At 41.8% G+C, this 12259-nt stretch carries 10 protein-coding genes; all 10 read left to right on the top strand.

The window, feature by feature from the left end; genetic code table 11:
- The coding region (locus ACESK1_RS08865) for an NRAMP family divalent metal transporter (protein ID WP_372919829.1) at window positions 1-861 on the top strand (861 nt) is incomplete at its 5' end.
- A gap of 30 nt (window positions 862-891) precedes the next feature.
- Window positions 892-1629 (top strand): 5-oxoprolinase subunit PxpA, encoded by a 738-nt coding sequence (pxpA, locus tag ACESK1_RS08860; RefSeq protein ID WP_372919828.1) that lies wholly within the window; start codon window positions 892-894, stop codon window positions 1627-1629.
- Complete coding sequence (gene pxpB, locus ACESK1_RS08855) at window positions 1629-2360, top strand: 5-oxoprolinase subunit PxpB (protein WP_372919827.1); 732 nt, start codon at window positions 1629-1631, stop codon at window positions 2358-2360. Before pxpA ends, pxpB begins: the two co-directional genes overlap by 1 nt.
- On the top strand, window positions 2350-3210 hold the full coding sequence (locus ACESK1_RS08850; RefSeq protein WP_372919826.1) for a biotin-dependent carboxyltransferase family protein: 861 nt from the start codon (window positions 2350-2352) through the stop codon (window positions 3208-3210). The genes pxpB and ACESK1_RS08850 overlap by 11 nt, the downstream gene beginning before the upstream one ends.
- Before the next feature lie 292 nt (window positions 3211-3502).
- Window positions 3503-3889: a hypothetical protein gene (locus ACESK1_RS08845; RefSeq protein WP_093408515.1), complete on the top strand. Its 387-nt coding sequence runs from the start codon at window positions 3503-3505 to the stop codon at window positions 3887-3889.
- 1634 nt (window positions 3890-5523) lie between these two features.
- Window positions 5524-6306, top strand: coding sequence for a sensor histidine kinase (locus tag ACESK1_RS08840; protein ID WP_372919825.1), 783 nt, complete (start codon window positions 5524-5526; stop codon window positions 6304-6306).
- Between the two features lie 2 nt (window positions 6307-6308).
- Complete coding sequence (locus ACESK1_RS08835; protein WP_372919824.1) at window positions 6309-6941, top strand: response regulator; 633 nt, start codon at window positions 6309-6311, stop codon at window positions 6939-6941.
- Between the two features lie 110 nt (window positions 6942-7051).
- The gene (locus ACESK1_RS08830; RefSeq protein ID WP_372919823.1) at window positions 7052-8575 is read left to right on the top strand and encodes a GNAT family N-acetyltransferase; all 1524 of its coding nucleotides are present in this window, start codon (window positions 7052-7054) and stop codon (window positions 8573-8575) included.
- Window positions 8576-9195: 620 nt separating this feature from the next.
- On the top strand, window positions 9196-10869 hold the full coding sequence (ilvD, locus tag ACESK1_RS08825) for a dihydroxy-acid dehydratase (RefSeq protein WP_372919822.1): 1674 nt from the start codon (window positions 9196-9198) through the stop codon (window positions 10867-10869).
- An 11-nt stretch (window positions 10870-10880) separates the two neighbouring features.
- A partial coding sequence (ilvB, locus tag ACESK1_RS08820) for a biosynthetic-type acetolactate synthase large subunit (RefSeq protein ID WP_372919821.1) occupies window positions 10881-12259 on the top strand: 1379 nt, incomplete at its 3' end.

Genomic DNA, 12259 nt, shown 5'->3' with positions numbered 1-12259 from the left:
CAACTGGGTAGTTTCCAGCTCAATCTGTGGAGCCTGCTCATAGGTTTTATCGCTTTTCTTTTGCTTTTCTCCGGAAGCTATAAAACTCTTGAAAAAGTTTTCATAGGGCTGGTATTACTAATGAGTATCAGTTTTGTGCTTACCGCTATCCTCACCAAACCCAACATTTTTGAAGTCTTAAAAGGTTTTATTCCTACCACAAATGCTGCCGGCCTGCTCACGGTTATGGCCATTGTGGGAACTACGGTGGTACCTTATAATTTATTTCTGCACGCTTCCCTGGTAAGTGAAAAATGGAAGGATTCTTCCTTTCTACCAACAGCCCGAAAAGAACTGGTGGTTTCCATCCTCCTGGGAGGTGTGGTTTCTATGGCGATCCTGATCTCAGCAGCCTCTGCCGGGATCACCGATGTGAATTCCGCTGCGGATATGGCGGTAAGCCTGGAACCGCTTTTCGGGAAATTCGCTACCTGGTTTATGGCGCTGGGACTTTTAGCTGCAGGGATAACTTCTTCCATCACCGCTCCTCTGGCGGCCGCTTACGTGGTGCAAGGTTCTCTGGGATGGAAAGGCGGGATGGCTTCCGCAAAATTTAAAATGGTGTGGGCAGGGGTGCTCATCCTGGGCGTTTTCTTTTCGTCTTTGCAGATCAACCCCATCAAGATCATCCGGTTTGCTCAAATTGCCAACGGAATTCTATTGCCCGTAATCGCTATTTTCTTATTTTGGATAGTTAATAAACATTCAGTGCTGGGGCAGCATCGCAATAGTGTTTGGCAAAATATTTTGGGAATCCTGGTGATCGCATTGTCCGTTTTCCTGGGGATAAAAGCCATTGTAAGTGTGATCGGGAGTTTTTGATCTTTACTGAATTGTCTAAAATCAAAAAGTGTGAAAGAAATTCATATTAACTGCGACCTGGGCGAAGGCGGCGAATTCGATGCCGACCTGATGCCACTTATCTCGGCCTGTAACATCGCCTGTGGTGGTCACGCTGGTACGCTGGAAAGGATGCAGCATACCGTTACTCTCGCTCTTGAAAACGATGTGGAGATAGGCGCACATCCTTCCTATCCCGATAAGAATAACTTCGGAAGAAAATCCCTGGACATTTCTGCGGAAGATCTTCAGCTTTCGCTGGTTGCCCAGATTTTAAGCCTGAAGCAGATCGCCGAAGCCGAAGGGGCAAAACTCAGCCACATAAAACCTCACGGGGCACTTTATAACGATGCCGCAAAAGATGAAAAAATCGCTCAAATTGTGATCGATTCGGTGCTGGAATTCGATGAAATTCTGCCGCTTTTCGTGCCTCATAATTCGGTGATTTCTGAAATGGCAAATGGGAAAATTCCACTGATTTTTGAGGCCTTTGCCGACAGGAATTATAATGAAAATTACAGCCTGGTTTCCCGCTCAAAATCCAATGCTTTAATCACCGAAAAAGAAGCCGTTTTTGAGCATCTATTTGGTATGTTTTCTGAAGCGAAAATTCGGTGTGAAAATGGAGTTGAAATCAGCTGCAATACGAACACTTTTTGCCTGCATAGTGACACCCCGAATTCTGTTGAAATCTTGAAATATTTGCACCAAAAACTAGCTGAAAAAAATATTAAAATCAAGAACACTTAATGGCTGAATTTCCAAAAATATCGGCGATGGGGGAGCGGGCGATCCTGGTTCAATTTGAGCCGGTGATCGATGAAAACCTGCTCGAAAAGTTGCTTTTTTACAAAAATAAGCTGGAAGAGTTTTATGATGAAGTAAAAGTTGAAGTAACTAACACATACAACTCGTTATTAATTAGTTATCTATTTACTATAGAAGACGTCTATGGAGAGGTTTTAGCTTTACAACGGCTGTTTGACGAGGCTAAGATAACAAAATTATCCAACCGGCAAATTTTTCATCTTCCTGTGTGTTACGATGAAGAATTCGGGTGGGACCTGGAGGAAATTTCGAAACAAAAAAAGCTTTCAAAAACTCAAATAATCGAGTTGCATACCGCTCCGGTTTACACGGTTTATTTTATAGGTTTTTTACCCGGATTTCTATACCTCGGAGGCCTGGATAAAAAGCTTCAAATTTCCCGTAAAAAAGAGCCTCGTTTGAAGATCGAAAAAGGGGCTGTTGGGATAGGTGAAAATCAGACCGGAATTTACCCAGAATCCAGTCCCGGTGGCTGGCAGATTTTAGGCAATTGTCCGGTGAATTTTTTCGACAAAGATTCAGACCCGCCTTGTGAAATTTCACCCGGAGACAAGGTGAAATTTTATTCAGTTTCCAAAGTGGAATTTGAGGAGATTTCGAGAAAGGTTTCCGAAGAAAAATTTCAACTTAAAAAGGAAAACTATGAAGGCTGAGATCGAAGTTTTACACCCGGGTTTATTTTCCAGCATTCAGGATTTTGGGCGACGCGGATTTCAGAAATACGGAGTTCCTTTTTCGGGAGCGATGGACAGGCTGGCTTTAAAAACCGCAAATCTCATTTTGCGAAACAAGGCCGATGCCGCGGTTTTGGAAATTACCCAGATGGGCCCAAAACTTAAATTTCCTGCTCCAACTAAGATCGCGATTAGTGGAGCTTACCTCAGTCCGAAACTCAACGATTCGGAAATAGAGAATAATGATGTCATAAAAGTAGAGGCCGGAGATGTGCTCAGTTTTGGAAAGCCGATGAAAGGATCAAGAGCATATCTTGCCATCGGAGGTGGCTTTCAAACCGAAAAGACTCTGGAAAGCCGCAGCTGGTATGAGGGAATTACAGCATTTCAAAAACTGGAAAAAAGTCATCGGTTGCCTTATTCAGCAGTTTCAGGGGAGGTAAAGGAAACCTATGCATCAGTGAAATTCGATCCTTCTTACCTGGATACTTTTGAGATCAAAGTTTTTCCCGGTCCTGAATTCGAACAAGTCCCGCAGGAATTAAAAACTAAATTACAACAGACCAACTTTAGTATTAGTAAAAATAATTCCCGGATGGCGGTGCAGCTTGGTGAAAAACTGGAAAACGAATTGAAACCCATCATTACCGGACCGGTTTTGCCCGGAACCGTACAACTCACCCCGGGAGGAAATCTTATCATTTTAATGCGGGACTGCCAAACAACTGGCGGTTATCCAAGGGTACTTCAGCTAAGTGAGCACTCCCTTAACATCCTGGCGCAGAAGAAAACTTATGACCGGATAAAGTTTGTTTTTGATTCCAATTAGGAAAAAAACTGAATTTTTATAAAAAAGGGGATTTTTCCCCTTGTAGACAACTAGGCCTTCTTCTACATTTGTATTAGTCATTTTAGTTCGCTAAAGTGTTTTGGGGCAAAAAAGTGTCGTTGAGGTGAAAAACTAATTGGTAGGGTAATTAGTTCTTCGATAAACCAAGACGGCACTTTTTTATTATAAACCTGTGGTAGTCTCGTATTCGCTCCCGGTTTTTTAAGCTCCAGGATTTTTCACTAATTTTAGCTTAACAAAATTTTAAGTTAACCAAACAAAAACCAATATTATGGAAAAACCAAAAAAATGTATCAGCGTGGAAGAAGCGCGAAAGGAACAGGATGAATGGGTTAAGACCCGAGGAAGGGAAATTGCACGTGGACAGGGCTATGAAGATACCCGCGAATTCTGGTATAGTCTGGACGAATTACAGGAATACCTGGATTATGTTCGGGAGAAATCTAAGGAGCAGGGCGTGGAAAAACCCGGAATTCGGTTTTATTTGGGGGCTTATCCTCGAACCAACGCTAAAAAGAGTTATTCCACAATCTTTCTTGCACCCACTAAAGGAGCTACGGGAGAAACAGAGATTTCCGAAGAAGGTTCTGACCCCAATAATTATGAAATTGAGCCTATGAATATAGTTCAGGGTGGTGATCCTCCAACAATTTATTGATGCAAAACCTTACTTTTCTAGTAATTCTCCTGGAAGGTATTGCTGCCATTTCCGGTTTATATTATTATCAGAAAAAACCGACCGATAAAGCGGTCGGTTTTTTTTCCTATTTTTTATTGCTTACATTTTTTGTAGAAGCGCTAGCTGCAATACCCAAAATAATTTATTGGAATGAGCCTTTACATTTTCTTAAAAATACATTTTTGTACAGCAATTTCTGGCTTTATAATCCTTATTTGATTATCAGTTTTGTGGTTTATATTCTATATTTTACCTGGAATATTTCAAATAAAAAAATAAGACAAATTATCAATAGGGGCTTGATCCTCTATGTTATTATCTGTATTGCCAATTTGATTTTTTCAGATGTATTTTTTAAAAGTCATTCTGTAGTGACTTATCTCACGGGAACTTTTCTACTGCTAGGAGTAATTTTCTACTATTATTTTGAAATTTTATTGAGTTCAAAAATATTAAGCATCAAAAGGGAGATTAGTTTTTATATTTCCTTTGTGGCACTCCTGTTTTTTTTAACTTCTACTCCTATCTTGATTTATTATAAATATTATACTTCTCAGAGTCCGGAATTTATTAAGCTTAGTAAATCCGTTATAGTTGGTTTGAATATTTTTATGTATAGTTCTTATAGTATTGCCTTTTTATGGCTGGCAAACAAGAAAAAGATTTACCCTAAGAATTAAAAAAATGCTCTCTAAGGAAGAACCCTTACTTTTTAAATATATTAACTGAGTGACAGAGTATTTCCAATATTTAAATCATTTTCATCTATTAGAATTAATTTTTGGTAGGGATGTTTAATAAAACAGGAAAAAGGAGATTGAAACAAGTCGGGTAAAATAAAGAGCCTTAATCACCAAACTAATATGCCAATGATGCTTAATTCAAACTGGCCTTCAACTAATTATTAATGCAAGATCTCAGATTTCTGGTACTTTTACTTGAGGCTGTTGCAGCAATATCCGGTTTATATTATTACCGGAAAAACCCGAGCGATAAGGCCGTTGGGTTCTTCTCGTATTTTTTGCTGTTTACATTTTTTGTTGAAACAATTGGGTTCATCCCTGCAATAATTTATTGGAATGAGCCTTTACATTTTCTTAAAAGCACTTTTTTATACAGCAATTTCTGGCTCTATAATCCTTATTCGATCATCAGTTTTGTGGTTTATATTCTATATTTTACCTGGAATATTTCAAATAAAAAAATAAGACAAATTATCAATAGGGCCCTGATCCTCTATGTTATTATCTGTATTGCCAATTTGATTTTTTCAGATGTATTTTTTAAAAGTCATTCTGTAGTGACTTATCTCACGGGAACTTTTCTACTGCTAGGAGTAATTTTCTACTATTATTTTGAAATTTTATTGAGTTCAAAAATTCTTTTCATCAAAAGGGAAATCAGTTTTTATATTTCCTTTATTACACTCATATATTTTCTAACAACAACTCCTATTTTTATCTATTATAAATATTTTACAACCAAAAGTCCGGAATTTGTTGAACTTAGTAGTATTGTTTTAATTGCAATGAATATTTTTATGTATAGTTTCTACAGTATTGTTTTTTTAAGGCTGGCAAACAAGAAAAAGATATACCCTAAGAATTTAAAAAATGCTCTCTAAAGAAGAACTCTTACTCATAGTCTACTTTATAGTAGTCATCCTTTTGCTTACAGCCTTTGTGATCGTATTCTTTGTGGTGTACCAAAGACGAAAAAACAAAATGCTGCAGGAGCAATTTGAAACTGAACAGCGTTTTGAACGGGAAATTGCCAGCTCGCGTATAGAAATGCAGGAACAAACCTTGAAGAACGTAGGCTGGGAATTACACGATAATATTGGTCAGTTGCTTTCAGTTGCCAATATGCAGCTGAATATTTTTTCCAAAAACCTCCCGGAAACCCAGAAAGCTTCAGCCCTGGAAATTAAAGAAACCGTCGCCAATTCGCTTCAGGAGGTGCGTTCGCTTTCAAAATCCCTGAACAATCAGGTGATTGGCTATGCCGGTTTAGACACTTCCGTAGAAAATGAACTGGAAAGGTTTCAGCGGATGGGGGTTATAGAAACCAGCCTGGAAGTTTCAGGGGAAGAACAGGAGATTCCGCAGCAACACAGCATAATTTTATTCAGAATACTCCAGGAATTCTTTTCCAACGTTATCAAACACGCGCAGGCTTCAAAACTGGATGTTTCTATTGCTTATGGTCCTGAAGAGATAAGTATTAAAGCCTGTGATAACGGGAAGGGATTCGATAAGGAAAGCATCGCGAAGAACTCCGGACTCTTTAATATGGAAAGCAGGGCAATACTGGTAAACACTAAGTTTTCGCTGGATTCTTCACCAGGTGCGGGAACTTGCTTATCTTTAGCCTATCCAACCAAGGGGCAAGAATAATTATGAGTAACACGGTCGCTATTGTAGATGATCACAATTTGTTTGCGAAATCTTTACAAAACCTGGTGAACTCTTTTGGGGAGTTCGAAGTTTCCGGGCTCTATAAGAATGGTCAGGAACTCGTAGAGTTCTTTGGTGCCAACCGCCCAAAACCCGATATCGTACTTTTGGATATTAAAATGCCGGTTATGGACGGGCCTGCAACAATGGCCTGGCTCAAGGAAAATTATCCCGATCAAAAAGTGCTGGCTTTAACAATGGAGGATGATGAGGAAACTATTTTTAGAATGGTGAAACTTGGCTGCCGCGGATATTTGCTGAAAGACATAGATCCCGATGAATTCCGATACGCACTGAAGCAAATGATCTATGAAGGTTATTATTACACCGATGAAGTTTCTGAAGCCATTGAGAATCACGGAAAGGCAAAACCTTTTGAAAACCTTAGTGCACGGGAAATGGAGTTTCTAAGCCTGGCCTGTTCTGAAATGACTTATAAACAGGTTGCTGCAAAGATGAATTTAAGTCCGAAAACCATAGACGGTTACCGCGAAAGCCTTTTCAATAAACTCAATGTGCGCAGCCGTATTGGCCTGGTACTTTTCGCTATAAAGCATAAAATTTACCTGATATAAAAAGTTCAAATCTAAACGAGGCTTTTTAATATTTTAATCTTCTTTAAGAATTAGCGCTTTCAAAGCATTAATTTCCGCAGTATCTTCGCAGGCTGTAAAACCTTATTATTGTGAATGAAACGCCTAAAATAGACCTCCGAAATCTTAGATTAAAAGATTACCAGGAACTCAAGGTCTCTATGATAAAGAGTTATCAAAAGATGCCTGATGAATACTGGAGCAAAGATGAAATCAGGAATCTTGTGAACAAGTTTCCCGAGGGGCAGTTTTGTATCGAAATCGATAATAAGATCGCAGGTTGCGCTTTGGCAATTATCATAGACTCCAAGAAATTCGACGAGAACCATACCTATGAGGAGATTACGGGCGGCGAAAATTTTTCTACCCATACCAATAATGGAGATGTGCTGTATGGGATAGATGTCTTTATTCACCCTGAATACCGCGGAATGCGTTTGGGCCGTCGTTTATATGAAGCCCGAAAAGAGCTCTGTGAACAGCTCAATTTGAAATCTATCGCCTTTGGAGGAAGGATTCCTAATTTCGCCAAATATGCCCAGGAACTAACTCCGAAGAAATATATTGAAAAAGTAAAACTCCAGGAGATCCACGATCCGGTTTTGTCTTTTCAGCTTTCCAACGATTTTCACGTAAAAAAGGTGATCAAGGGCTACCTGCCCGGCGATACTGAGAGCAAGGAATACGCAGTGCTGATGGAGTGGAATAACATCTACTACACCAAAACTAAAAAGCTGATTGATACTCCAAAAACGGTGGTCAGGCTTGGGTTGGTACAATGGCAGATGCGGCTTTTCAAAGATTATGACGCATTGGTTTCCCAAATAGAATTCTTTGTTGACGCGGTTAGCGACTATCAGAGTGATTTTATTCTTTTTCCTGAACTTTTCAACGCGCCGCTAATGGCTGAGTTCAATCATTTGAACGAACCTGAAGCCATCCGCGGACTTTCAACCTATACCGAACGCCTGCTGGAAACATTCCAGGATTTCGCTATTACCTATAACATCAACATCGTCACCGGAAGTATGCCGATGGTAATCGGGGAACATATGTATAATGTAGGCTTTCTGTGTCGTCGCGACGGAACTTACGAGCGCTACGAGAAGCTGCACATCACTCCGGCTGAGGAATCTGCCTGGGGTATGAAAGGCGGTAGCAAACTCCAAACTTTCGATACCGATTGTGGAAAAGTTGGAGTTTTGATATGTTACGACATAGAATTCCCGGAGGTTTCAAGAATCCTTGCCGAAGAGGGAATGAATATTCTCTTTGTACCATTTATGACCGATACCCAAAACGGATATTCCCGCGTGAAGATCTGTGCCCAGGCCAGAGCCGTCGAGAATGAATGTTATGTTGCTATGGCCGGTTCAGTCGGGAACTTGCCTAAGGTAAATAATATGGATATTCAGTATGCGCAAAGCGCGGTGTTAACACCATCAGACTTCGCCTTCCCCGTAAACGGTATCAAAGCCGAAGCCACCCCGAACACGGAAAGTACCTTGCTGGTAGACGTTGATCTGGATCTGCTTAAGGAACTCCATAACTTCGGAAGTGTAAGAAATATGAAAGACCGCAGGAAAGATTTATATTCGCTGAAGAAGAAAAAGTAGTTTTCAGTTCTCAATTTTCAGTCACGATAGGTATCTCGATCATTCTGAAAGAGCAGTTTATATTAGCGTCATTGCGAGGCAGCAGGGGGTGGCAATCTTTCGTTTGGAAGAATCCAAGTATTTAGTCTATACCGTGACAACTCAGAACGGAGAACTGATTACAACAGATTGCTTCAGTCTCCCATTTTCATTGGGTTCCTTCGCAATGACATTGTTTTTATCACAGCCTACTGAATTCGTCATCGCGAGCGAAGAGCAACGAAGCGCGGCGATCTTTTGTTTGGAGTAATTTGTCATTTCAATTTCCAAAGGAAAACCTCATTATTGAATTCTCAATAATTCCATATAAAAAACCTCATTTTTCAAAATATATTCTTCAGAATAAGAATCTTCTAAACTCCCTGTTCCTGCTGCTATGCAGAGGAATTTCAGGGAAGAATTGTATCTTCAAAAAGCTATGTTTTCAGCTATCGTAATTATAAAAGGGATAAAATACTGTAAATCAAGGTATTAATAGCATTTAAAACTTTCTGAAAGTAATTAAGCACCGGTTTAAATACGCAGATCAAAATCTTATCAGGCTACTTTTAATTTTTCATAAGTGAAAGAAGAAAAAAGCAATGCCTAATAAATTCAGTAAAATTTTAACACAAAGCGATTCGCAACCGGCTTCTCAGGCTATGTTGCACGCCATTGGTCTTACCAAAGAAGATTTTAAAAAACCTTTCGTAGGGATCGCCAGTACCGGGTACGAGGGTAATCCCTGTAATATGCACCTTAACGATCTGGCAAAACTGGTAAAACAGGGCTGTACAGATGCAGAACTGGTTGGTTTAATCTTTAATACCATTGGGGTTAGCGATGGAATCTCGATGGGAACCCCCGGGATGAGATATTCTCTTCCTTCCCGCGATATCATAGCTGATTCGATGGAAACCGTGGTGCACGCAATGTCTTACGATGGGATGGTGACGGTAGTGGGGTGCGATAAAAATATGCCCGGCGCGCTTATGGCGATGCTGCGCATTAATCGTCCGGCTGTTTTGGTCTATGGGGGGACCATTGCTTCCGGATGCCATAACGGGAAGAAACTGGATGTGGTTTCCGCCTTCGAAGCCTGGGGGGCAAAGACTGCCGGCGATATAGACAAGGAGGAATACGAAAGTATAATAGAAAAAGCCTGTCCCGGTGCCGGTGCCTGTGGCGGGATGTACACCGCGAATACTATGGCTTCGGCCATTGAAGCTCTGGGAATGTCTTTGCCTTATAATTCCTCAAATCCGGCCACGAATGAATTGAAAAAAACCGAAAGTATCCAAGCAGGAAAAGCCATGCGCTTGCTGCTGGAAAAAGATATCAAACCCCGCGATATAGTCACTAAAAAATCTCTGGAGAATGCTATCAGGCTGCTTACCGTTCTTGGTGGGTCCACCAATGCAGTGCTGCATTTCCTGGCTATTGCGAAATCGGCGGAAGTGGATTTCAGTCTGAATGAATTTCAAAGGATCTGCGACAGCACGCCTTTTCTGGCCGATCTCAAGCCCAGCGGAAAATATGCGATGGAAGATGTTCACAGAATAGGCGGAATACCGGCTGTTTTAAAATATATGCTGCAAAACGGAATGCTGCACGGCGACTGCTTAACCGTAACCGGGAAAACATTAGCTGAAAATCTGGCTGAAGTTCCAGATCTGGAGGCCGGGCAGGATGTGATCCGGGATCTGGATAATCCTATCAAGAAGACCGGACATATTCGTGTTCTCTACGGAAATCTTGCAGAAGAAGGTTCGGTGGCCAAGATCACCGGCAAGGAAGGTTTGGAATTCACGGGTAAGGCCCGGGTTTTCGATTCAGAATATGCCGCGAATGATGGGATTTCCGAAGGAAAAGTGGAAAAAGGAGACGTAGTGGTAATAAGATACGAAGGTCCGAAAGGCGGTCCGGGAATGCCTGAAATGCTTAAACCAACTTCAGCCATAATGGGCGCAAAACTCGGTAAAGACGTGGCTTTGATCACCGACGGAAGATTTTCAGGCGGGACCCACGGGTTTGTGGTAGGCCACATCACTCCCGAAGCCCAGGAAGGCGGACTCATCGCTTTTCTAAAAGATGGAGACCAGATCACCATCAACGCCGAAACCAACAGGATTGAAGTCGCATTAAGCGAGGAAGAAATAGAAGAAAGAAAGAAAAACTGGAAAGCTCCCGCGCTTAAATTCAGCAAAGGGGTGCTTTACAAATATGCAAGAACGGTTGCCTCAGCCTCACAAGGCTGCGTGACCGATGAATTTTAACAAGGTGAATTATGGAAGTAAAGACAGCTAGTTTCGAAAAGCTTACCACCCCTGCCACGACAACGGTTTCAGGAGCTGAAGCCGTGATAAAGTGTTTATTGGAAGAGGGAGTGGAAACCATTTACGGGTACCCGGGAGGAGCGATAATGCCTGTTTATGACGAATTGTACAAGTACCAGAAAGAGATTCACCACGTCCTCACGCGTCATGAACAGGGCGCTGCGCACGCGGCTCAGGGTTATGCCAGGGTAACGGGGAAAGTTGGAGTGGCAGTGGCCACATCGGGCCCCGGAGCTACCAACCTGGTCACCGGAATTGCCGATGCCCAGATAGATTCTACTCCATTGGTATGTATCACCGGGCAGGTGGGCTCGCATTTGCTGGGAAGCGACGCTTTTCAGGAAACCGATATTGTGGGAATTTCAACACCAGTTACAAAATGGAATTACCAGATCACTAAAGCCGAAGAGATCCCTGAGATCATGGCCAGGGCTTTTTATATCGCCAGGTCGGGAAGACCCGGGCCGGTGTTGGTCGATATCACTAAAGATGCACAGTTCGCTTCGCTGGAATTCAGTTATAAGAAGTGTTCGGGAATCAGAAGTTATAAACCCGAACCAGAGATTAGTATGCCACAGCTTGAAAATGCTGCGGAAGCGATCAATTCGGCTAAAAAGCCATTTATCGTTTTTGGCCAGGGGGTGATCCTTGGGGGTGCAGAACAGCTTCTGAAGCAACTCGTGCAAAAAACCGGAATTCCGGCTGCCTGGACTATTCTGGGACTTTCGGCCTTGTCTACCGACCACCCGCTTAATGTTGGAATGGTTGGAATGCACGGAAATTACGCCCCGAATATGCTTACCAATGAATGCGATGTGCTTATCGCAATCGGGATGCGCTTCGACGACCGGGTGACCGGAAATCTGGAGAAATATGCCAAACAGGCCAGGGTTATCCATTTGGAAATAGACCCTGCCGAGATCGATAAAAATGTAAAAGCAGATATTCCTGTTTTAGGAAATGTGAATAAAACCCTGGCCTTACTGATTGATCTTGTAGAGGAGAAGGAGCACAAAGCCTGGCATCAGAAATTCAAAGATCTATATGATATAGAGTTTGATAAGATCATCAGAAATGACCTTAACGCTGAACGCGGAAAAATAGGAATGGCCGAGGTGATCGATGAGATCAATACCTGCTCCAAAGGTGACGCGGTGATAGTTTCAGATGTAGGGCAGCACCAGATGGTGACCTGCAGGTATTCGAAATTCAATCAAACACGCAGTAAGGTAACTTCCGGCGGTTTAGGAACTATGGGATTTGCGCTTCCGGCAGCTATTGGAGCTAAAATGGGTGTACCGCATAGGGAAGTAGTGGCTGTTATAGGAGA

The organism is Salegentibacter sp., assembly GCF_041642575.1.
In the GTDB taxonomy this organism is placed as follows: Bacteria; Bacteroidota; Bacteroidia; order Flavobacteriales; family Flavobacteriaceae; genus Salegentibacter.
Note: the sequence above shows the minus strand (reverse complement) of the source record. Positions and strands in the feature narration are given on the sequence as shown.

What these genes read in the sequence shown, in the direction of transcription:
- ACESK1_RS08835 (WP_372919824.1), top strand. Translation starts at nt 6,309, where the DNA reads ATGAGTAACACGGTCGCTATTGTAGATGATCACAATTTGTTTGCGAAA.
- ACESK1_RS08840 (WP_372919825.1), top strand. Translation starts at nt 5,524, where the DNA reads ATGCTCTCTAAAGAAGAACTCTTACTCATAGTCTACTTTATAGTAGTC.
- ACESK1_RS08845 (WP_093408515.1), top strand. Translation starts at nt 3,503, where the DNA reads ATGGAAAAACCAAAAAAATGTATCAGCGTGGAAGAAGCGCGAAAGGAA.
- ACESK1_RS08850 (WP_372919826.1), top strand. Translation starts at nt 2,350, where the DNA reads ATGAAGGCTGAGATCGAAGTTTTACACCCGGGTTTATTTTCCAGCATT.
- ilvD (WP_372919822.1), top strand. Translation starts at nt 9,196, where the DNA reads ATGCCTAATAAATTCAGTAAAATTTTAACACAAAGCGATTCGCAACCG.
- pxpB (WP_372919827.1), top strand. Translation starts at nt 1,629, where the DNA reads ATGGCTGAATTTCCAAAAATATCGGCGATGGGGGAGCGGGCGATCCTG.